The organism is Niveibacterium terrae, from assembly GCF_048213115.1.
In the GTDB taxonomy this organism is placed as follows: Bacteria; Pseudomonadota; Gammaproteobacteria; order Burkholderiales; family Rhodocyclaceae; genus Niveibacterium; species Niveibacterium terrae.
Genome location: NZ_CP172404.1, coordinates 2,855,977 through 2,877,869 on the forward strand (window position 1 = coordinate 2,855,977; position 21,893 = coordinate 2,877,869).

The following is a 21,893-nucleotide window of genomic DNA, read 5'->3' on the forward strand; positions in this document are numbered from 1 at the left end:
TATCGCAGGCATCCGACATCGGTGCTTACAAGCATGGCCAAACCAGGAAGCTCGCCCCGGCCGGTTTTTGCCAGACTCGGGGCTCCCGATTTCAGAGCCTTACTCAATGCCCGCCTCCCGCCGCCTCCTGATCGCCACCGCCCTTCTCGGCAGCCTGTTGATCCACGATGCCTCGGCCATGGGAGGCGGGATGGGCGGGGGCGGAGGAATGGGCGGTGAGCCTCCGGGCGGCCGCCAGGGCGGCAAGCGCCAAGGCGATGACGGAGTAAAACAGCGGTCGCCGAGCCAGAGTCCGTTCGCGGGAATCGCGCGGGCGCTCGAGACGGCCGAGCGGGAACTGAAACTCAGCCCCGCCCAGCTTGCGCTCTGGCAGCGCTATCAGCGCCGCGTCGAAGACCTGCTCGACGATCAGATGCGCGCGCCGCTCGCCTCCGATGCCGCGGGAGGAATCAATGCGATCACCCGCAAGGTCGATGTTGTCCGCAACCGCCTCGCCGCGATGGAGCAGATCGAAAGATCGGCCCGGGCGCTCTATACAACGCTGACGCCCGAACAGCAGAGAACGGCCGACGCGCTGCTGCCAGCCACGGTTCCGGCCCTCTACTCGGGGCTGGCGGTCACGGCCGAAGGCGAAGGCGGTGGCAAGCCGGGCGAGCGCGGCGACAAGCGCGAACCACCGCCCGAGCGCAACTGAGTGTCGCTTCGCGCGTCGTCATCGAGTTCATGACGCCGGAGCAGACGCTCGTAAGTGCCATCGCGTTGCATGGCCCGGACAGCCTCTTCCAGCACCGCGGCCTGCTGCGCGGAAAGATCGCGCGAGGCGGCCAGCCACAGTTCAAAACGCCCCAGCGTCGCACCGATCCGATAGTCTCCGGCCGCCCTGTCGATCTGCTTCATGCTCGCCTGAACGATGGACGCGGGACCGACGATCACATCGATCATATTCTCGTCGAGCATCCTGAACAGGTTCAGGTAGTCCCGCCCCCCCAGGACCCTCTTCCCCGCCAAGGCCGGGATATCCTTGATCAGCGTCGTGCCGCGGATCACGCCGATCCGCGCGTGCGGCGGGATCCCGCCGTCGGCAGCGAGCTTCGTCGCACGCGGAGCGAGCACGACATATCTCTGCGCATAGAGCGGCAGGATCCACGAGAACCGCCCTTCTCTGTACGGCGTCCGCGCCAGAGGAAAGATCAGGGTTTCGGGTCCCGCCTCGCCCATCGCGACGGCTCTCGCCCATGGGTAGTACTCGATCTTCAGCGTAGCGCCGCTGCGGCGTGCCGCCTCGCAGATCAGATCCACCATGAAGCCGGTCGGCCGTCCCTTGTCTTCATATGAGAAAGGCGGCAGCTGCCCCGAGATCACGCGCCAGCTCGTCTCTTCCGCGCGGCCTTCGGACAGAAACAGGATCTGGCTGGCCAGCACCAGCCAGAGGCCGCAAAGAAAAACCGCTCTCGACATGAGCCCTCTCCAGCGAAAGTCCCAACTCATCAGTCTGGCAGAGCAGCAGTCGAGGTCAAGAAACTCTTGCCGGCAGGAGCGCGCTGCCAGCCTTGAAACCGATCAGCCCTTTAAGCGGTGAGCAGCCCATCGGTAGAAGCGCTGTTTCGCAAATTCGACCGCGCCGAGATAGACCAGAACCATGGCACCGAGGATCAGATAGAACTTCGCCGGCGGCGGGACAAAACCGAAATGCGGCCCAACAGCGGTGAAGGGCAGCCAGGCCGCGGCGGCGACAACCAGCAGAGAGCTTGCCGTCAGCAGCGGATTGGCCCGACTTTTGAGCGGATTGCCACGGGTGCGGATGATGAAGATCACCAGCACCTGGGTACACAGCGATTCGACGAACCAGCCGGTCTGGAACAGCTTCTCGTCCGCCTGCAGAACACTCAGCATCACGTAGAAGGTCAGAAAGTCGAACAGCGAGCTGATCGGCCCGATCACGAACATGAAGTTGCGGATGAAATCCAGATCCAGCGCGCGGGGACGAAGGATATCCTCGGCATCGACCTCGTCCAGCGGGATGGGCACTTCCGAAATGTCGTAGAGGATGTTGTTGAGCAGGATCTGGGTCGGCAACATCGGCAGGAAAGGCAGGAACAGCGAGGCCCCCGCCATGCTGAACATATTGCCGAAGTTGGAGCTGGTTCCCATCAGGATGTACTTCATGATGTTGCCGAAGGTGCGCCGACCTTCCAGAACTCCGGCATGCAACAGGTGCAGATCCGGCTTCAGCAGGATCATGTCGGCGGCCTCCTTGGCCACGTCGACCGCGGAATCCACCGACAGGCCGACATCCGCCGAATGCAGCGAAGGCGCATCGTTGATGCCGTCGCCCAGATAGCCGACCACATGGCCTCTGGCCTTCAGGGCCAGGATGACCCGGTTCTTCTCCGCCGGATTGACCCGGCAAAACAGGTTCACCGCCTCGGCGCGGGCGGCGAGCGCGTGATCGTCAAGAAGCGCGATCTCCTTGCCCGTCAACAGACCGGTGACCGGGATCTTCAGCTCGGTGCAGACATGGCGGGTGACGAGGTCGCTGTCTCCGGTGACGATCTTGATTGCGATGCCGGCGTTCTTCAGTGCGTCCAACGCCGAAGCCGCGCTCTCCTTGGGCGGATCGAGGAAAGCGGCGAAGCCGGCCAGCACCAGCTCGGATTCATCGCTGACGACCGCATGAGGATGATCCTGCGCCACCTGACGCCAGGCGATGGCCAAGACGCGGAACCCCTCCTGCTCCAGCGCACGGTAGCGTTCGCGGGCGGCCTCCCGCGCCGCCTCATCCAGCGGGGCTTCGAGCGCGACTCCGTCGGCCTCGAGATGCGTGCAGAGCCCGAGGATCTCGTCGGGCGCGCCCTTGACGATGAGCCACCGCATCTGGCCGTTGTCCAGCAACACCGAAACACAGCGACGCTCGAAGTCGAAGGGAACTTCGTCGATCTTTTTCCACCCCCCCGTATCGATTCCGGAATGGTTCAGGATGGCTTCGTCGAGCGGATTTTTCAGACCGCTCTCGAAGAAGCTGTTCAGGAAGGCCAGTTCCAGCACCCGCTCGCTGGAGACGCCCTGTGCATCGACGTGCCGCTCCATCCTTATCCTGGCCTCGGTCAGCGTGCCGGTCTTGTCCGTGCACAGCACATCCATCGCCCCCAGATCCTGGATCGCCGCGAGCCTCTTCACGATCATCTGCTGCTTGGCCATGCGCAGCGCCCCGCGCGCCAGCGTAACCGACACCACCATGGGCAGCAGCTCCGGCGTCAGACCGACCGCGAGCGCGACCGCGAACAGGAAGGACTCCAGCCAGGGTTTGTGGGAAAAGAGACTGACGAGCAGCACGAACATCACCATCAGGACCGTCATCCTCATGATCAACAGGCCGAAGCGGCGCATGCCCAAATCGAAGGAAGTCGGCGGCGAGGGCCGGGAAAGGCTGTCGGCAATCGCACCGACCGCGGTCGCGGCGCCGGTCTTCACGACGCGGATCCGGGCGCTGCCACTGATGACCGAAGTGCCCATGAACACCGCGTTGCTCGCCTCCTGAAGATCCGTCGCGGTCTCAGGCAGCGCGCCGGGGTGCTTCTCCACCGGATAGGACTCGCCGGTCAGCAGAGCCTGTTTGACGAAGAAGTCGCTCGCCTCGAGCACGCGCCCGTCCGCCGGGATCAGATCGCCGGCCGCGAGCAGCGCGATGTCGCCGGGGACGACCTGGGCCACGGCGATCTGGGTAGGAAGGCCTTCGCACAGCACCGTCGCGCGCACCGATACCGACTCGCGCAGCTTGTCGGCAGCCGCGTTGGCGCGGTACTCCTGGACGAAGTCCAGCGTCACGCTGAGCAGCACAATCGTGGAGATGATCAGGAAATTGGTCAGCTCGCCGGTAAAGGCCGAGACGGCGCTGGCGACGAGGAGGATCAGGACCAGCGGATTTTTGAAACGGGCGAGAAACTGCAGCACGAGCGAGCGGTCGTGCTGCTCGCGCAAGCGGTTGGGGCCGAAGCGTTCAAGTCGGGACCGGGCCTCTTCGCCCGACAAACCCGTCGCATCGGTCGCGCTCTCGGGCGCGTCCGCGGCCTCCGCTCCCAGCCACCAGGGGAGCTGTTTCGAATCGACCGGCATATTGCCCCCCAACAGGTTCAGCTTGTCCGTGCGCAATGGAGCGGCGGCGCCCGCCGTTCTCCGCGGGCCAGGAAGCCCGCGCACAGAGGCCGGGCCGCGAACGCTTAGGGCAGTTTAGTTCGCCCAGACCGGCCGATCTGCTTTTCCGCGCCTTCGCCGCCAAGCCTCACGGCTATTCCCGACAAGGCTAGCCATCGATTTCTAGGCTAGTCTTGCTGACAAGGGGACAGCCTGCAGGCCCTCTGTTTCCATCGCGCCGTCACACCAGGAGAGCGAACATGGTTCCCCCATCGGAGGCAAACCCTTCAAAACAGGCCAGGCTGCACCTGCTCGCCCAGGCTCTGCGCCAGGCCGGGAACGCAGAAGCGATCCATCAACAGGTTGGCAGCGCGTTGAAGTCTCTGCTGGCCCCCGATCGGGCGCTGCTCAAAGTGGCGATGGACAGCCTGGTCGAGGACGTCGAGTTCGACGAGAACGGCGCTCCGCAGAGCTTGCGCCCCGAATCGGAGCTGAACGCCTTCGCCGAACAGGCGCTCGCCAGCGGCAAGGCTCTGATCCAGCTGAACGGCGCGAAGATTTGTCTGATCGCGGTGCCCTTTCCCCCGGCCAGGCCGGTCGGCGTGCTGAGCGTTCGCTGGCGCGAAGAAGCCGAGGAGAGCGAACTCAAACCCCTCCTCGCGACGCTGCAACAGGTCGGCGAACTGGCCACGACGGCCTTCGTCAATATCAGCCTGCGTCAGAGCATCGAAGCGTTCAACAGCACGATTCCCCGGAAGGGCTGAAGCCGCTGGCGACCAATCCGTCCAGCCAGCGGATCACATCGCGCCGTACTGCGGCCCGCTTCCACCTTCGGGCGGGTGCCAGAGCAAGCTGTGCTCGGGGTCAGCCAACTCGCAGGCCTTGCAGTGCAGGCAGTTCTGGCTGTTAATCCTGACTTCCCCCCCGTCCAGCTCATAGACTCCGGCCGGGCAGTAGCGCGTCTCGGGCGCCGCGAAGCGGATCACCCGCGCCGCCTCCTGATCCGGTGTGTTCCGCCGCTTCAGGTGGCAAGGCTGATCGTGCTCGTGGCTGATGTTCGCGAGCATCAGCGAGCTGGGCCGATCGAAAATCAGCTGACCATCCGGCCGTACTCCCTGACGCGGCTTGAAACCACGGGCCTCGGCCATCCGCGCGCGCGCGGGCAGCGGATGGGCGAGAGTCCAGGGCAGGCGCAGGCCCGCCGCGAGCAGCCACATCTCAATGCCGCAAAAGAGTGAGCCGAAAACGGTTCCGAAACGCGACAGCAACGGTTTGACGTTGCGCGTATCGCCAAGCTCCCGACCTATCCACGATGCGCGCAGCGCCTTGGGATAATCGATCAGCTCGTCGTGCTGCCGGCCAGCCAGCAAGGCATCGGCGACGGATTCGGCTGCCAGCATCCCGGACTTCATCGCGTTGTGCGTGCCCTTGATGCGCAGCACGTTGAGCAGACCCGCCGCGCAACCGAGCAGCACACCGCCGGGAAAGCTCAGCCGGGGCAGGCTCTGCAGCCCGCCCTCGTTGGTCGTCCGGGCGCCATAGCCGAGGCGCTCGCCCCCCTGCAGAAGCGCGGCGATCTTCGGGTGCGTCTTGAGGCGCTGGAATTCGTCGAAGGGCGACAGGTAGGGGTTCCGGTAGTCCAGATGGGTGACCAGACCGATTGCGACGAGATCCTCGCCATAGTGGTACAGAAAACCGCCGCCGCTCGCCTCCCCGCCCAGAGGCCAACCCAGCGTGTGGATCACGAGTCCGGGGCGATGGCGCTCGGGCGCGACACGCCAGACTTCCTTGATGCCCAGACCGAAGTGGCTCTCGCCGACGCCTTCGCGAAGCCCGTACTGCGCTTCGAGCTGACGCGTCAGCGAGCCACCCGCGCCCTCGGCCACCAACGTATAGCGCGCCCGGATCTCGATGCCGGCCGCGAAGCGCCCGGTCGGCTCGCCTGACGCATCGATGCCCATGTCACCAGTCGCGACGCCGGTCAGCGCGCCGCGCTCATCGAAACACGGCGTGACCGCGGCAAAGCCGGGATAGAGCTCGACGCCCAAGGCCTCGGCCTGCTCGGCGAGCCAGCGGCACAGCTCGCCGAGGCTGCCGACGTAGAGGCCCTCGTTGGCGAGCTGGGGCGGCAGAGCGAAGCGCGGCGCAGCGACGGCGTGCTGCGCGGTGAACCAGAGCACTTCGTCCCCGACGACCCGGGTCTTCAACGGAGCGCCGCGCTCGCGCCAGTCGGGCAGCAACTCGTCCAGCGCGACCGGGTCGATGACCGCGCCGGAGAGGATGTGCGCGCCGACCTGGGCGCCCTTCTCCAGCACGCAGACCGTGAACTCCTGGCCGAGGCTCTGCGCGCGCTGGCGCAGCCGGATCGCGGCGGCGAGTCCGGCCGGACCGGCTCCGATGATCAGGGCGTCGTATTCGATGATTTCGCGAGTCATGGCTTCTCTCAGGGAACGGGGGCGAGCGCGATGTCGTCCGTCGAAGTGGCATCGCCGGTGAAGGCACGGATGTGATCGATCAGCGTGGCCAGCCCGGCGCTGACGTATTTGTGGCGGTGGCGCACCAGATAGAAGGAGCGCCGCAGGTCCAGATCGTGAACCGGTAAAGGCACCAGGCTGCCGCGGCGGAAGGCGTCGCGCAGCGCCAGACGCGAGATGCAGCCCAGGCCCAGGCCGGCCTCGACCGCGCGTTTGATCGCCTCGGTGTGTTCGAGTTCGAGGCGAACCTTGAGGCGCTGCCGGTCGCCGCTGAACGCATGCTCGACCGTGCTGCGCGTGCCCGAGCCCGGCTCGCGCAGGATCCAGTCCTGCTCCAGCACGTCCTCCCGGCTGATCTTCCTCTTTGCGGCCAGAGGGTGATTCGGTGCCGCGAAGACCACCAGTTCGTCGCGCAACCACGACTCGGCGACGACATCCGGGTGCTGAACATCGCCCTCGACCAGCCCGAAATCCAGTTCGAAATGCGCGACGGCGGCGACGATGTCGCTCGAATTATGGACGGCCAGCTGGACGCGCGATTCCGGGTGCAGCTTCAGGAAGTCCGCGACGAGCAGCGTGGCCAGGTAATTGCCGATCGTCAGACTGGCGCCCAGGCGCAGCGGACCGATCGCCGACTGGCTGGCCAGCGCGTTCTCCAGCTCCTGCGCCCGGTCGATGATCTCGGTGGCGCGGCAGAGCAGCCATTGCCCGGTGTCGTTCAGACGCAGGCTCTTGCCGACCCGGTCGAACAGCATCTGCGAATAGGCCTTCTCGAGCTCGGCCAGCGCGGTGCTGGTCGCCGACTGCGACAGCGAGAGCCGCTCGGCAGCCCGGCTCGCCGAACCCGTCTGCGCGATGGCGACGAAGATTTCCAGCTGTCTGAGGGTGAATCTCATGCCGCTCCTATATCCACAAAATAGATATGCGTTTCAATAATTATCTGCTTTGTGAATAGTTTACCGGTCCCTACAATGGTCCGCAAGCAAGGAGGACTCATGAAGATCATCGTTTCCATCAAACGCGTCGTCGACCACAACGTACAGGTCCGTCCCCGCAGCGACGGCAGCGCCGTCGAACTGGCCGGCGCGCGGATGAGCATCAACCCCTTCGACGAGAATGCGCTCGAAGAGGCCGTTCGGCTCAAGGAAGCCGGGCTCGCCAGCGAGATCATCGCCGTCTCGTTCGGCGATGCGACGGTTCAGGATTCGCTGCGCCAGGCGCTGGCGCTGGGCGCGACGCGCGCGATCTGGGGCCAGGCGCCCGCCGGACTCGATCAGCTCGCGATCGCGAAGCTGCTGCGCCACCTCGTGTTGCGCGAAAACGCGTCGCTGGTGCTGCTCGGCAAACAGGCGATCGACGAGGACGCCGGCCAGACTCCGCAGATGCTCGCCGCGCTGCTCGACTGGCCGCAGGCGGTCGCGGTCTCGGCGCTGTCGCTCGCCGGCAATCGGCTCGCGCTGACGCGCGAAGTCGAGGGAGGCACCGAATCGCTCGAAATCGATCTGCCCGCGGTGATCTCGGCCGACCTGCGCCTCAACGCGCCGCGCTTCGCGAAGCTGCCCGATCTGATGAGGGCCAAGCGCCAGACGATCGAAGTTCTGGACTGCGCCGCGCCTGGCCTGGACCTCGCTCCCCGCGTCGCGACGGTCAAGGTCGAAACGCCCGCCCCGCGCGCCAGCGGGCTAATCCTCGGCTCGGTCGCCGAGCTGATCGCAAAACTCCGTGAAGAAGCCCAGGTGATCGCATGAACACGCTCGTCGTCGCAGAAATCTCCGAATCGGGCGTGCCGCGCGCGACGCTGCAGGCCGTCACCGCCGCCCAACACTGGGGCCAGAGCGTGGATCTGCTGATCCTGGGCCGGACCGATGTCGCCGCCCATGCCAAGATCGCCGGCCTGCGCCGCGTGCTGCACGCCGACGCTCCCCATCTCGGGCAGCCGCTCGCCGAGGATCTCGCGGCGCTGCTCGACTCGCTCGCCGATCAATACTCAGTGATCCTCTCCGCGCACACGACGCTCGCGCGCGGCGCGCTGCCCCGGCTGGCCGCGCAGCGCGACGTCGGCATGGTCAGCGAAGCGCTGGCGCTGCTCGGCCCCAATACCTACCAGCGTCCGATCTACGCCGGCAACCTGCTCGCGACGGTCGAGAACCGCCCCGGCCTGCAGATCCTGACGATTCGCGCATCGCGCTTCGCCGCGGCCAGCCTGGACGGCCAGGCCGAAGTCCACCGCCTCGCCGCGCCCGCCGCCGACGGCCGCGCCCGCGTCACGGCCCGGCACAGCGCCAGCGGCGAGCGCCCCGAACTGGGCTGCGCGCGCGTCGTCGTCTCGGGCGGCCGCTCGCTGGGCAGCGCGGAGCAGTTCGAAGCGGTGCTCGCGCCGCTGGCCGATCGCTTCGGCGCCGCGCTTGGCGCGACGCGCGCGGCGGTCGATGCCGGCTATGCGCCCAACGAGTGGCAGGTCGGCCAGACCGGCACCGTCGTCGCCCCCGATCTGTATATCGCGGTGGGCATCTCCGGCGCGGTCCAGCACACCGCAGGCATCAAGGACAGCCGCGTGATCGTCGCGATCAACCAGGATCCCGAAGCCCCGATCATGCAGCTGGCCGACTACGCGCTGGTTGCCGACATCTTTGAAGCCGTGCCTGCGCTGGTCCGGCAACTTCCCGCCGAGGACAGAGCATGAGCTCGCTGATCACCGAAACCGTCACCGAAGTCCATCACTGGAACGAGACCCTGTTCAGCTTCAAGACGACGCGCGATCCGGGTCTGCGCTTTGCCAACGGGCAGTTCGTGCTGATCGGTCTGCCGACCGAGAGCCGCCCGCTGCTGCGCGCCTACAGCATCGCCAGCGCCAACTACGAGGAGCACCTTGAATTCTTCAGCATCAAGGTGCCCAACGGTCCGCTGACTTCGCGCCTGCAGCACCTCGCGCCCGGAGACGAGATCTTCGTCAGCCGCAAGCCAACCGGAACGCTGATCGTCGACGACGTGCGCTCGGGCCGCAACCTGTTCCTGCTCAGCACCGGCACGGGGCTCGCGCCTTTCCTGAGCATCATCCGCGATCCCGACACCTACGAGCGCTTCGACAAGGTCATCGTCACGCACGGCGTACGCACGGTCAGCGAGCTGGCCTACGCGGATCTGCTCGCGCGCGAACTGCCCGAGCACGAATTCCTCGGTGACTTCGTCCGCGACAAGCTACTCTACTACCCGACCGTGACCCGCGAGCCCTTCCGCAACCAGGGCCGGCTGACCGATCTGATCGAAACCGGCAAGCTCTGCACCGATCTGGGCCTCGCGCCGCTCGATCCGGCGCGGGACCGCGCGATGCTCTGCGGCAGCACCGCGATGCTCAAGGACCTCTCGGAGATGCTTGACGCGCGCGGCTTCGTCGCGTCGCCGAACATCGGCGCACCCGGCGACTATGTGATCGAGCGCGCCTTCATCGAGAAGTGAGCCGCCTGGCCTCAGCCGCGATAGCACCGCGCCACGCGGCTCAGACCATCTTTTCGGGGCGCACCCATGCGTCGAACTGCTCCGCGCTCAAATGGCCCAGCGCAAGCGCGGCGTCACGCAGCGACAGGCCTTGCCGGTGCGCGTGGCGGGCGATCTCGGCGGCGCGGTCGTAGCCGATGTGCGGGCTCAGCGCCGTCACCAGCATCAGCGAGTGCGCGAGCTGCTGGGCTATGCGCTCCCGGTCGGGCTCGATGCCGCGCGCACAGTGTGCGTCGAAACTCGCCATCGCGTCGGCGAGCAGGCGCACGCTCTGCAGGAAGTTGTGGGCGATCAAGGGCTTACAGACATTGAGCTCGAAGTTTCCCGAAGCGCCCGCGATGCCCAGCGCGACATCGTTGCCGAGCACCTGACAGCAGACCATGACCAGCGCTTCGCACTGGGTCGGGTTCACCTTGCCGGGCATGATCGAGCTGCCCGGCTCATTCTCGGGGATGCGCAGCTCGCCCAAGCCGCAGCGCGGGCCGGAAGCGAGCCAGCGCACATCGTTGGCGATCTTGATCAAGGCCACCGCGAGCGTCTTCAGCGCGCCGTGGGCGCTGACCAACGCGTCGTGCGCGGCCAGCGCCGCGAAGCGGTTAGCCGCGCAGCGCAAGGGCTGCCCGGTGTCGGCGGCGAGCCGCGCGGCGACCGCGGCGCCGAAGCGCGGATCGGTGTTGAGGCCGGTTCCGACGGCCGTGCCGCCGACCGCGAGCTCATGCACCGCGTCGAGGCTGGCGCGGATCTCCCGTCCGCAGTGTTCGAGCTGGGCGACCCAGCCGGAGATCTCCTGGCCGAGCGTCAGCGGCGTCGCATCCTGAAGATGGGTCCGCCCGGTCTTCACGATGTCGGCGAAGGCGGACGACTTCCCGGCCAGCGTCGCGCCCAGCGCATCCAGCGCCGGCAGCAGCGCCTCCGTCAGCCCCGCTGCCGCAGCGACGTGCATCGCGGTCGGAAAGATGTCGTTCGAGGACTGGCCGAGATTGACGTGATCATTCGGATGCACGCAGCGCGCAGCGCCCCGCCCGCCCCCGAGCAGCTCGGAAGCCAGGTTGGCGAGCACTTCATTGACGTTCATGTTGCTCTGGGTACCGGAGCCGGTCTGCCAGACCGATAGCGGAAAGGCCTCGCGGTGAGCGCCGCTCAGCACTTCGTCGGCCGCCGCGACGATCGCCGCAGCCCTCCCTTCGTCGAGCAGGCCCAGCTCGCCATTGACCTGGGCGCTGGCCCGCTTGATGCGCACCAGCGCGATCAGCAGCGCCTCCGGCATCTTCTCGGTCGAGATGCGGAAGTTCTCGAGCGAGCGCTGGGTCTGCGCGCCCCACAGCGCTTCGGCGGGAACCGCGATCTCACCGAAGGAATCGCTTTCGATACGGACTTCGGCGCTCATCGCAATGCTCCTGTGCAGTGAAGAGATGCCAGCTAGACTCGGGATCTGGCTTCAGTGTAGGGGTACCCGCGATGAACGGCTGCCCCCTTGCCACGAAGAACAGAGGAGGCAGGCGCATGCGAGGGGTCCATCACATCGAAACGCACAAGAGCCAGCGCAACGGCTGGCTCCGCGCCGCGGTACTGGGCGCCAATGACGGCATCCTGTCGACGGCAAGCCTGATCCTGGGCGTCGCGGCGAGCGGCGCGGATCAGCGAAGCCTGCTGGCCGCCGGACTGGCCAGTCTGGTTGCCGGCGCGATGTCGATGGCGGCTGGGGAGTTCGTCTCGGTCAGCACGCAGGCCGACACCGAATCCGCGGACCTGGATCGGGAACGCAAGGAGCTCAAAGCCGACCCCGTCCATGAACAGGCGGAGATGGCCGCCATCTATGTCGAACGCGGCCTGGACGCCGATCTGGCGGCGCGCGTCGCCCAGGCCTTGATGACGCACGACGCGCTCGGAGCCCATGCGCGCGACGAACTGGGCATCTTCGGCCCCTACACCGCCCGCCCCGTTCAGGCCGCGCTCAGCTCGGCGGGCAGTTTTGCGCTGGGCGCATTGCTGCCCCTGCTGCTGACGGTGCTCTCTCCCGCCACGGCACGGATGTGGATGGTCCCGGGTGGCTCCATCCTCTCGCTGGCGCTGCTCGGCCTGCTCTCGGCCCATGCCGGCGGTGCCCCCCGGCTCCCGGCGGCCACGCGGATCGTCGGTTGGGGGGCTCTGGCCATGGCGCTGACCGCAGCAGCCGGAGCGCTGTTCGGGGCGGCGTGAAGCTCTGCGCCAGACAGCGCTCAGAGCACCTTGCGCCCTTCGATCGGGTAAGCAGGGTCGGAATAGCCCGGCGTCGAGACGTGCCCCGGCGGCACGAGGCTGTCGACAAAGGCTTCGTCCTCCGCGTCCAGCTGCAGCGTCAGCGCTTCACCGTAGCCATCCCACTGCGCCTCGGTCCGGGGTCCGGCGATCGCGGCGCTGACCAGCCGGTTCTTCAGCACCCAGGCCAGAGCGAAGGCGATCGAAGTCGTGCCGCGCCGCGCTGCATGAGCGGCCACCGCCTGAGCGATCGCGAGCGATTCCGGCCGCCATTCGGTCTGCAGGATCCGCCGGTCGCCCCGGGCCACCCGCGAATCGGCCGGTGGCGGCGCATCGACCGCGTATTTGCCGCTCAGCACGCCGCGCGCCAGCGGGCTGTAGCTGACGACGCCCAACCCGTAGTGGGCGGCGGCGGGCAACTGCTCGACTTCGGCCGTGCGGTCGACGAGGTTGTAGAGCGGCTCGCTCGCGACCGGCCGGTCGATGCCGAGCTGATCCGCCAGACGCGCGATCTCGGCGATGCGCCAGCCGCGGAAGTTGGACAGACCGAAATAGCGCAGCTTGCCCTGGCGGATCAGATCGCCGATCGCGCGCACGGCCTCTTCGAGCGGCGCATCGGTCAGCGCGCGATGGAAATAGAGGATGTCGATGTAATCGGTGCCCAGCCGCTTCAGGCTGGCCTCGACGGACTGGACGATCCATTTGCGCGACTGCCCCTGTTCGTTCGGCCCGACGGTCGGTCCGCCCGGAAAGCCGAACTTCGTCGCGACGACCCAGTGATCGCGCTTGTCCGCGATCGCGCGGCCGACGATCTCCTCCGAGCGCCCGGCGTGGTAGACGTCGGCCGTGTCGATGAAGTTGATGCCTTCGTCAAAGGCCTTCGCGATGATGCGCCGGGAGCTCGCCTCGTCGGCCTCGCCGCCGAACATCATCGCCCCCAGGCACAAGGGGGAGACCTTGAGCGCGCTGCGCCCCAGATATCGGTAATCCATCAGGGCTCTCCTCTCAGGCCCGCTCGTCGAAGACGCGCCGGGCGATTGTCAGCGCCGTATTGGCGGTCGGCCAACCCGAGTAAAAAGCGAGGTGGGTGATCAGCTCGATCACTTCGTCGCGCGTGACGCCGTTATCCAGAGCCTTCGCGATATGGAAGGGCAGCTCGTTGACGCGGTAGAGCGCGACGAGGCTCGCAACGGTGATCAGACAGCGGTCGCGCGGCGCAAGGCCGGGCCGCTCCCAGACGTCGCCGAACAAGACCTTGTCCGTGTAGTTCGCGAGCGCCGGCGCGAGATCGCCGAAGGCTTTACGTGCAGCTGAGGGTTCATTAGCCATGATGTCTCCGAATCGGTTTCCGGCCATCCAGGTCCGCGCCGTGCAGCGCCGGACCGCGATGGGCCTGAGTCGGCATTGAAGCCGGGAGCCCTGAATCTACCGACAGCCCCGGTCATCGACTAGACGCCCAGGCTAGCTAGGGGCTATGAGCGAAATTCATCAATGCCGAGGCGATGGGTGGACGGGCGCCGGCGAGGCCACGGAATACGGAGGGGACGGCAAAGAGAATCGCGTCAAATCCCGCGTGAAAGGCGGAAGAAGCCGGAGTAGGATTGGCAAAAAAAGGGGACGTTGGGCTGGGCGGCGGATAGGGCCGGAAGACAGCCAGGAGCTGACAGAGGGACCGAGCGTGGCCATAGGCTGATATCAATGCTCGTTCCGCAAGGCAGACATTCGAAGAGTGAAGTGAGCCTCGCCACGCATGACCGGAGACGGTAGGCGTCGCGCCTAGGTTCATTGAGCCCATAATAAGGCAAAGAGAAACCTAACCATAATCCAAAAGGCCACATCGTGAATTTCCCGGAAACCCAGCGTACAGGTCGTTTGGCTGAACTTAAAGTCGAAGAAATTTTTACCGCTTGGTCATGGACCGTCGGCAAGGATTATATCGACACGGGGTACGATTTCTTTGTTCAGCCAGACGTAAATAAATTTAGGGGGAATCGCTTCCTTGTTCAGGTTAAAGCGACCACTTGTTCTAAGCGCGGGCGAGTAGCAAAGGTCAGCAAGAGCAGACTAGGCGAGTACGCGCACAACCCCTTACCGGTCTTCCTTGTGTGGTCATCGTCGGATGGCATCCTGCATTGGCTACACATTCAACCTTGGATTAATCTTAATATTAAGCGCTTGACTGGAAGTGGTGTTGCCGGAGTAAAGCTGACACCCGACCAAACACTAGAAGACAAAGAAACTTTCTCAGCATATTTGACTAAAATTCTGAAACCAGCAGCCGAAAGTAAAACAGCGTTGCTTGATTTAGCGCATGAGCGCTCTCTTTACCTATCATCTATTGACCCACGACTGGAGGTTCGAGCCGGGGTAAGCAATGGGGGGCAGACCTACGAAATTTTCTCAAAATCGGAGGCAGTAGGACTCGGATTTGAAGTCACGCTAAAAAATGACCCCAAAAACCAAGAAAGGCTCACGGACGCCTTCCTTTACGGCCTTCCTGCGTCAGTCGATGCGAGCATGATCCGCTTCAAGGGATCGGACTTATTTCCAGCACTTGGAATGGAAGAATTACGCGGAACGTTGTCAATCCAACCCAGTACGGCATGGTCTGGTTCAGTAACAATGTACCCAGGAACAAAACACTCCATAATAGCACCAACTTATTCTATTCGAGCAACGCTATACCGCGGACATAAAGGGTTTGCCATTTCTAACGAAGAAACCGACGGCATCTTGGACATCAAACTGAACGGAGACTCTGATGATATCAATAAAGAGCATATCAATATCTCGATAAGTTTGCGAAGCAACCAAATCGGAGTCATGCCCATCCAATATTTAGATGATCTTGGAAAACTCGGAGAATGGGCTCACGAATCTATTCTTCAAGAGGGCGTATATTTCGACCTTTCCTTCGAACCAGGACGAGCATACTTAACTGAGGGGGGCGAAAATTTCGAGAACATACGGCCGCTACTTCAGTACATGGTTATTGTAGGTCGCCTACAAAAGGTTGCAAAAGCGCTCAACTCAGACTTCGTCGTTGACGAAAATATTACCTTTTCAGAAAAAGACATTGAGGACATATTTCTCGCATACAACCTCCTCAAAGGTGATCGCATAAAAACAAAAGTTGGGCCAATAGAGTTCACCCAAACCAGCCCCATTGACATCGAATCAGAAAACAGATTCCACATTGAAACTCAAATAGAAATCAACCTAGCAGGAAGGCCACTCGGAGTAATTCCAGTAGCAATAGCTTTACATGGATTTTCGCTCGATCAGTCACATTCCAAACAGCAGAACTGTTTAGTCCACAACAAAGACGGGGAGGCGTTTATGTTTTACAACCCAAAGGGGCTGCATTGACAAAAAACTACCGGGTTACGCTGGCAAAGCAGGAGCATAGAGCCATTTAACCGAAGCATTTTACCTAATTTTTCCGCCCTCCTATTTTCAGATTTTCTGCACTACAGCAAGGCGGCCTCAAGAATCAAGTGCAACACGGGTTTGAATTTGTTGAATTTCCCTGGCAAGCGCATCCTCCGGGGTATCCAAATTGAGTGTTTGGCGGGGCCGCCCATTGAGTAATCGGGCAATATCGTCGAGCTGAGTCTGGGTTGCCGTTGCTTGCGGAAAACCGGATCGCAAGGCGCGGAAAGCAGCGAACAACGGTATGCCTGACTCCTCAAGTCAGGCCCCAGAGCTCTGGTTGCGGACACCTAGACTCCCATCACCGCGGCCATGATCGACTGGTGCAACCAGCGCGGCGTAGCCCAGGTCAGAATAGTGATTGCCTTGTTACCAAATCCCGGTACAACGCTCATTCGACCTGCCTGCAGTGCTCGAATCCCGGCACGAACAACCGGTCGAGGCTGCATCATCACCATCTTGAGCGCAGGAGTCAGCTTTTGCTTGGCACCCGCCGCAAATCCGGTGTCCGACAGGCCCGGGCACAGTGCGGTAACAACAACACCGTCTGCCTTGAGCTCACGATGAAGCGCATCCGAGAATTTCAACACATAGGCTTTGGCGGCAGAATAGACGGCGAAGTTCTTCACGCCCTGATAGGAAAGCAAGCTAGCGACCAGCAGAATGCTTCCTTTCTTTCTGGCTCTCATGTCATTCCCGAATAGACGTGTCATGGCGGTAAGACTGGAGATATCGAGATCAACCATTGCCAACGAATGCTCCAAAGGCTCATCCATGAAGGGGCCTTGCAACCCATGGCCTGCATTGTTGATCAATACATCGACCACAATATTGCGCTCTCGCAGACGCTGATATAGGCCAGTCACCTCAATGATTGAGGACAGATCCACCTGCTCCACCATCACGCCGACATTAAAGTTCTGGCGCAATTCCGCAGCAAGTGATTCAAGCTTGCTCAGTGTACGAGCCACCAGAATGAGAGACCGACCTTGGGCGGCGTATTGTTTGGCAAACTCCACGCCGAAGCCGCTTGATGCTCCCGTTACGAGTACCCAAGATTTAGTTTCTTCTGCCATATGAAATTCTCCGCTTGGCTTCAGTGCTCAAAGTTCGGGGGCTTGCGCTGACGATATGGATTGGGGGTCAGTTGTGCGAAGGGCTTGGCCTGATCTTGAACCAGATGGAATACATGGCAGGCAGGAACACCAGGGTCAAAATCGTCCCCGCAAAGGTACCGCCGATCAGCGTGTAGGCAAGCGTTCCCCAGAACACCGAATGGGTCAGCGGGATGAAGGCCAGGATCGCCGCCAGTGCGGTCAGGATCACCGGACGCGCGCGTTGCACGGTGGCCTCGACGAGCGCCCGGAATGGATCGAGTCCGGCTTGCTCGTTTTCACGAATCTGTCCGAGCAATATCAGCGTGTTGCGCATCAGGATGCCCGACAAAGCGATCAGGCCGACCAGCGCATTGATCCCGAAGGGCTGCCGGAACAGAATCAGCATCGGCACTACACCAATCAGCCCGAGCGGGCTGGTCAAGAACACCATCACCATGCCGGAGATCGAGCGCACCTGAAGGACGATGATGAGCAGAGTGATGGCCAGCATGATGGGAAATAGCTTCAACATCGCTGCCGTCGCCTTGCCTGATTCTTCGAGGGAGCCAGCCTCTTCGATGTGATAGCCACTGGGCAGCTTTTCCATGATGGGCTTGAGCTGACGGGTGATGGCTGTCGACACATCCGGGGGTTGCAGGCCGTCAGCGATGTCGCCGCGCACGGTGATCGTCGGCATCCGATCGCGTCGGCGCACGATTGGCTCTTCCATGCGCACGTCGACCTTGCCCACCTGTGACAGCGGGATGCGCTGCCCGTTGGCACCTGCCAGCGTGAAGTCGCCGATCTTGGCGGGATCGAGTCGGGTATTGCCTGCCGAGCGTGCGACGACCTGCACCGTGCGAATATCCTCGCGCACAGTGGTGAGCGGCACACCGGTCAACAAGAACTGCAGTTGTTGCGCCGCAGCGCTGGAACTCAGTCCTACGGCCTGCAGTCGGTCCTGCTGCAAAGTGAGGTGCAGCGTGGGAGTGCGCACCCCCCAATCGATGTTGACCGTGCGCATCATCGGACTGGCATCCAAGACCCGTTGCATGTCTGCCGCGATTTTGCGCAACATGTCCGGATCAGGGCCTGTAACCCGATAGGCAACCGGGAACGGCGAATACGGGCCGAATACCAGTTGGGTCACGCGCAAGCGTGCCTCAGGGGCGAGGCCATCGGCGATGGCCTGGCGCAGACGGTGCTTCAAAGCCTCGCGCTCGTCCTGGTTGTCCGTGCGCACCACAATCTTGGCAAACGACGGATCTGGCAACTCCGGCCCCATCGCCAGGTAGAAGCGTGGCGCTCCTTGGCCAACATAGGCCGTGACGATCCTGGCTTCCTTTTGTTTGGCGAGCCAAGCTTCAACCTTCTGCGCAGCGGCGCTAGTCTGGGTAATCGAAGTGCCATAGGGCATCTGCACTTCGACCAGCACTTCAGGGCGATCGGAGACGGGGAAGAACTGCTTCTTGACCACCGCCATGCCAAGCACAGCCAAGGCAAAGAGCCCGACGACCGAAGCGGCGACCAGCCATTTGCGCGCAATGACGCGGCCCAGCACCTGACGAAAACGGTTGTAGCGTGGTGTGTCGTAGAGCGCGACGGTGAGTGCGCTGTGGCTGTTATGGGTCTTCTTGATGTCGGGTAGCAGTTTAACGCCCAGATAAGGTGTGAAAACCACAGCCACCACCCACGACGCGATGAGCGCGATGCCGACGATCCAGAACATGTTGCTGGTGTACTCGCCCGCCGAGGATCGGGCGAAGCCGTTGGGCATGAAACCGACGACCGTGATCAGTGTGCCCGACAACATCGGCGCTGCGGTATGGCTCCAGGCGTAGGCGGAGGAAGCGATGCGGCTATAGCCTTCTTCCATCTTCACCACCATCATTTCGATAGCGATGATGGCGTCGTCCACCAGCAGACCGAGCGCCAGGATCAAGGACCCCAGCGTGATGCGGTCGAAGTTCTTTCCTGTCGCGAGCATCACCATGAAGACAACGGCCAGCGTCAGCGGCACGGCTGCAGCCACCACGAGCCCCACGCGCCAGCCCATGCTCACGAAGCTCACCAGCATGACCACCAGCACTGCGGCGAAGAACTTGACCATGAACTCATCGACCGCCAAGCGGATGTTGACGGCCTGGTCGGTGACTTTGGTCAAGCTCATACCCAGCGGCTGCTCGGCGTTGATCGCGCCGACTTCACTATCCAGCGCCTTGCCCAGATCGAGCCCGTTCCAACCGTCGCGCATGACAATGCCCAGCAGCAGAGCAGGCTCGCCGCCGTTGCGGATCATCAGGGTGGCGGGGTCTTCATAGCCGCGCTTGACCGTGGCAATATCAGACAACTTCAGCGTGCGTCCTTGCGCCACCACCGGCGTGTCGCGAATCTTCTGCAATTCGTCGAACGCACCGTCCAGGCGAATGAACACCTCCGGCCCCTTGGTCTCCACAGAGCCGGCCGGCGTGAGGGCGTTCTGACTGCCCAGTGCAGCAAACACATCCTGCGCACTGACGCCCAGCGTCGCCAGGCGCTCATGCGAAAACTCGACATAGATGCGCTCCGACTGCTCGCCGACGATATTGACCTTCTTCACACCCGGCACATGCAACAGCCGTTGGCGCAGTGTCTCCGCGTCGCGCACCAACAAACGCTGTGGCTCGCCCTTGGCCTTGAGTGCGAATAAGGCGAAGGTCACATCGGAATACTCGTCGTTGAGAAACGGCCCGATCACACCGGGCGGCAGGTTACGCACCTCGTCACCGACCTTCTTGCGGGCTTGGTAGAACTCCTCCTGCACTTCCGACGGTGGAGTTTTGTCCTGCAAGGTCAGCGTGGTGAAGGCCAGTCCAGGACGGGTGTAGGTCTCGGCACGGTCGTACCAGCGCAACTCCTGCAAGCGCTTTTCGATTTTCTCGGCGACCTGATCCTGCATCTGCTGCGCGGTTGCGCCCGGCCACGCGGTGACGATAGTCATCACCTTGATCGTAAAGCTGGGATCCTCCGCCCGCCCCAGCTTGAAGAAGGCCATGGCCCCGCCAAGTGAGATCAACAGAATCAGGAACAAGGTGATGGCGCGTTCGCGTACAGCGAGCGCCGACAGGTTGAAACGGCTCTCGCTCACGGACGCGCTCCTTCATTCACCGTAGCGGCGGCAAGACCGGCAACCCGGACCTGTTCGCCTTCACGCAGCAGATGCGCGCCGAGCGCGACTATGCGTTGGCCTTGCTTGATTTGGCCTGCGACGTTGGCGCTGGCGTCATCGATGCGCTGGACTGCAACAGGCCGCCAGGAAACCCTCGCTGGCTCGCCCTGGATGACCCACACCCCCGGCCCCTTGCCCGCATCGAACAAGGCGCCGATCGGCACCTTCAGACCTCCTTGCCCTGACGAGCGCCCTTCCGGAATCTGGATCGCAACCGTGGCGCCCAAGGGGGCGTTAGACAGCTCGCCCCCCAGCACATACCGCGCTTCGAAAGTACGCGTGAGCCGATCCGCCGAATTGGAGAGCTGACGCAGCCTAGCCGGAACGACAAGGCCTTCCTTGCCGAACAGCGTGGCTTGCGCCACCGCTCCGATGGCCGGGCGAAGCGTCTCCGGCAACTGGATCACGGCCTCGCGGCGGCCGGCCAGGGCCAAACGCACCACGGCCTGCCCCGCGTTGACGACCTGGCCAGGTTCGGCCAGCGTTTCCATGACCACGCCGTCACCATCGGCCACCAGCTGCGTGTAGCGGCTTGCATTGCGGGCCACATCGGCCTGCGCTTGCGCAGCACTGAGCTGGGCTTTGGCTGCATCAGCCGCGGCCTTGATCTGATCGTAGCTTGAAGCCGATATGGCCCCGGTTCCGCGCAGGTCGCGGTAGCGGGCCTCGTCCTCCGCCGTCTGCAGTGCGCGGGCTCGCGCTGCTGCGACCGCCTCCTGCTGAGCCTGGGCCGCGAGTTTCAGATCGACCGGATCGATAAGCATCAGCAACTGGCCGCGCTTGACGCTTTGCCCGGCGTCCACCAAGCGCTCCAGAACCTTGCCCGAGACTCGAAACCCCAGGTCGCTTTGCACCTGAGCCGCCACGGTACCCGTGAACGAGCGTGAAGCTGCACCAGCCTCCTGGGCGACCGCCGCACGCACCAAGGGCTGCTCGGTGCGCGGATCTGCGGGGAGCTTTTCGCCGCAAGCGGCTAGCGCCAAGGGCAAGGTGCAGATGACTGTAGAGATGGCGAAGCGGGGCCGAAGCATGAAAGTCCCTCTAGCAAAGTGATCAGGGCTTTCATTGTGGGACTCGTGACCAATTCAGTCAATAGTCACAAACTCTTCACATCAGGGCGACAGGCTGCGAAGCACCAGACTGGACAGTAGAGCCGGCGCCGCCTCAGTGTAGTCAAAGCTGTACTGCAGGATCAGCGGATTCAGGTAAGGGCGCATGACCAGGTAGATCGCCATCGTCGTCTCGTCGAGGGGAGTCTTGCGCTCGAAATCTCCGCTCTGCCGCCCTTCCAGCAAGACGTCCCGAAGTAGCTTCCGGGTGCGTTCTTCGTAGGCAAGAACTGCCTGCCAGCGCTCCTTAGCAGCTGAGGTGGCAATCTCGTAGAGTTTTCGGTCCTGAGAAAACAGCCGAAGACTCGCCTCAGTGCTGGCCTTGAACATCCGCCTCAGCTTGTCCGGCGGCTGATCGGCCTCGGCGACAGCCGCGCTGACCTCGGACTCGATCTCGCGCAAACAGTTGGCGCAGATCATCTCGCCGATGGCCTGCTTGGACTCGAAGAACTTGTAGATGTAGGCCTTCGAGAAGCCGATGACCTTGGCGAGATCCGAGACAGTCGTTTTCTCGTAGCCGTAGCGACTGAAATGCTCGGTGGCCGCGGCGACGATCTGGTCTCGCACCTCATGGTCAGCGGGACCTCGGGGCGAAATGGGGTAAGTGCTTGCTTTCTTCATGAGCGCGAGCTTACGCCGGTCACAAAAAACGGACAACGAGTGACTTATTTGTATTATAGTCACCAGACTTTTCCGTGAGAGACTCCTT

19 protein-coding genes are annotated in these 21,893 nt (G+C 63.3%); 7 read left to right on the forward strand and 12 right to left on the reverse strand.

The genetic code is table 11. From position 1 onward, the window contains the following. Positions 1–106 precede the first annotated feature (106 nt). Positions 107–694: a Spy/CpxP family protein refolding chaperone gene (locus ACHFB9_RS13235; RefSeq protein ID WP_417067725.1), complete on the forward strand. Its 588-nt coding sequence runs from the start codon at positions 107–109 to the stop codon at positions 692–694. On the opposite strand, the gene ACHFB9_RS13240 is transcribed toward ACHFB9_RS13235, so the two are convergent. Together ACHFB9_RS13240 and mgtA are read right to left on the reverse strand one after the other, a co-directional pair. Next, complete coding sequence (locus tag ACHFB9_RS13240) at positions 601–1,458, reverse strand: substrate-binding periplasmic protein (protein ID WP_417067727.1); 858 nt, start codon at positions 1,456–1,458, stop codon at positions 601–603. The genes ACHFB9_RS13235 and ACHFB9_RS13240 overlap by 94 nt on opposite strands. 102 nt (positions 1,459–1,560) lie before the next feature. Next, complete coding sequence (mgtA, locus tag ACHFB9_RS13245) at positions 1,561–4,113, reverse strand: magnesium-translocating P-type ATPase (RefSeq protein WP_417067728.1); 2,553 nt, start codon at positions 4,111–4,113, stop codon at positions 1,561–1,563. A 278-nt stretch (positions 4,114–4,391) separates the two neighbouring features. Here mgtA and ACHFB9_RS13250 point away from each other — a divergent pair, with 278 nt between their 5' ends. Beyond that, a complete protein-coding gene (locus ACHFB9_RS13250; RefSeq protein WP_417067729.1) occupies positions 4,392–4,895 on the forward strand; it encodes a hypothetical protein in 504 nt (167 codons plus the stop codon). Between the two features lie 33 nt (positions 4,896–4,928). Here ACHFB9_RS13250 and ACHFB9_RS13255 read toward each other — a convergent pair whose 3' ends face one another. Then, a complete protein-coding gene (locus tag ACHFB9_RS13255; RefSeq protein WP_417067730.1) occupies positions 4,929–6,566 on the reverse strand; it encodes a 4Fe-4S dicluster domain-containing protein in 1,638 nt (545 codons plus the stop codon). An 8-nt stretch (positions 6,567–6,574) separates the two neighbouring features. Then, positions 6,575–7,501, reverse strand: coding sequence for a LysR family transcriptional regulator (locus tag ACHFB9_RS13260; protein ID WP_417067731.1), 927 nt, complete (start codon positions 7,499–7,501; stop codon positions 6,575–6,577). Between the two features lie 99 nt (positions 7,502–7,600). Here ACHFB9_RS13260 and ACHFB9_RS13265 point away from each other — a divergent pair, with 99 nt between their 5' ends. From ACHFB9_RS13265 to ACHFB9_RS13275, 3 genes are read left to right on the forward strand one after another with little or no spacing between them, the layout of a single operon-like run. Further along, on the forward strand, positions 7,601–8,353 hold the full coding sequence (locus ACHFB9_RS13265) for an electron transfer flavoprotein subunit beta/FixA family protein (protein ID WP_417067733.1): 753 nt from the start codon (positions 7,601–7,603) through the stop codon (positions 8,351–8,353). Next, positions 8,350–9,288 carry an electron transfer flavoprotein subunit alpha/FixB family protein gene (locus ACHFB9_RS13270; protein WP_417067735.1) on the forward strand — a complete coding sequence of 313 codons (939 nt, stop codon included), beginning with the start codon at positions 8,350–8,352 and terminating at the stop codon, positions 9,286–9,288. The genes ACHFB9_RS13265 and ACHFB9_RS13270 overlap by 4 nt, the downstream gene beginning before the upstream one ends. Then, positions 9,285–10,061 (forward strand): ferredoxin--NADP reductase, encoded by a 777-nt coding sequence (locus ACHFB9_RS13275; protein ID WP_417067737.1) that lies wholly within the window; start codon positions 9,285–9,287, stop codon positions 10,059–10,061. Before ACHFB9_RS13270 ends, ACHFB9_RS13275 begins: the two co-directional genes overlap by 4 nt. Positions 10,062–10,101: 40 nt before the next feature. Here ACHFB9_RS13275 and fumC read toward each other — a convergent pair whose 3' ends face one another. Beyond that, the gene (fumC, locus tag ACHFB9_RS13280; RefSeq protein WP_417067738.1) at positions 10,102–11,487 is read right to left on the reverse strand and encodes a class II fumarate hydratase; all 1,386 of its coding nucleotides are present in this window, start codon (positions 11,485–11,487) and stop codon (positions 10,102–10,104) included. A 116-nt stretch (positions 11,488–11,603) separates the two neighbouring features. Here fumC and ACHFB9_RS13285 point away from each other — a divergent pair, with 116 nt between their 5' ends. Further along, complete coding sequence (locus ACHFB9_RS13285) at positions 11,604–12,299, forward strand: VIT1/CCC1 transporter family protein (protein ID WP_417067740.1); 696 nt, start codon at positions 11,604–11,606, stop codon at positions 12,297–12,299. 20 nt (positions 12,300–12,319) lie between these two features. On the opposite strand, the gene ACHFB9_RS13290 is transcribed toward ACHFB9_RS13285, so the two are convergent. Both ACHFB9_RS13290 and ACHFB9_RS13295 read right to left on the reverse strand, forming a co-directional pair. Further along, positions 12,320–13,330: an aldo/keto reductase gene (locus tag ACHFB9_RS13290; protein ID WP_417067741.1), complete on the reverse strand. Its 1,011-nt coding sequence runs from the start codon at positions 13,328–13,330 to the stop codon at positions 12,320–12,322. 13 nt (positions 13,331–13,343) lie between these two features. Then, on the reverse strand, positions 13,344–13,667 hold the full coding sequence (locus tag ACHFB9_RS13295; protein WP_417067743.1) for a carboxymuconolactone decarboxylase family protein: 324 nt from the start codon (positions 13,665–13,667) through the stop codon (positions 13,344–13,346). Positions 13,668–14,177: 510 nt separating this feature from the next. Here ACHFB9_RS13295 and ACHFB9_RS13300 point away from each other — a divergent pair. After that, positions 14,178–15,707 (forward strand): DUF4365 domain-containing protein, encoded by a 1,530-nt coding sequence (locus tag ACHFB9_RS13300; RefSeq protein ID WP_417067745.1) that lies wholly within the window; start codon positions 14,178–14,180, stop codon positions 15,705–15,707. Between the two features lie 117 nt (positions 15,708–15,824). Here the strand turns inward: ACHFB9_RS13300 and ACHFB9_RS13305 are convergent, their stop codons facing one another. The 5 genes from ACHFB9_RS13305 to ACHFB9_RS13325 form a co-directional block, all read right to left on the reverse strand. Next, positions 15,825–16,010, reverse strand: coding sequence for a hypothetical protein (locus tag ACHFB9_RS13305; protein WP_417067746.1), 186 nt, complete (start codon positions 16,008–16,010; stop codon positions 15,825–15,827). A gap of 50 nt (positions 16,011–16,060) precedes the next feature. After that, positions 16,061–16,846 (reverse strand): SDR family NAD(P)-dependent oxidoreductase, encoded by a 786-nt coding sequence (locus tag ACHFB9_RS13310; protein WP_417067748.1) that lies wholly within the window; start codon positions 16,844–16,846, stop codon positions 16,061–16,063. 67 nt (positions 16,847–16,913) lie between these two features. After that, entirely contained in the window at positions 16,914–19,994 is a 3,081-nt protein-coding gene (locus tag ACHFB9_RS13315) for an efflux RND transporter permease subunit (RefSeq protein WP_417067750.1), read from the reverse strand. Then, positions 19,991–21,106, reverse strand: coding sequence for an efflux RND transporter periplasmic adaptor subunit (locus ACHFB9_RS13320; protein ID WP_417067752.1), 1,116 nt, complete (start codon positions 21,104–21,106; stop codon positions 19,991–19,993). Before ACHFB9_RS13320 ends, ACHFB9_RS13315 begins: the two co-directional genes overlap by 4 nt. An 81-nt stretch (positions 21,107–21,187) precedes the next feature. Then, positions 21,188–21,805, reverse strand: coding sequence for a TetR/AcrR family transcriptional regulator (locus ACHFB9_RS13325; RefSeq protein WP_417067753.1), 618 nt, complete (start codon positions 21,803–21,805; stop codon positions 21,188–21,190). Between the last annotated feature and the right edge of the window lie 88 nt (positions 21,806–21,893).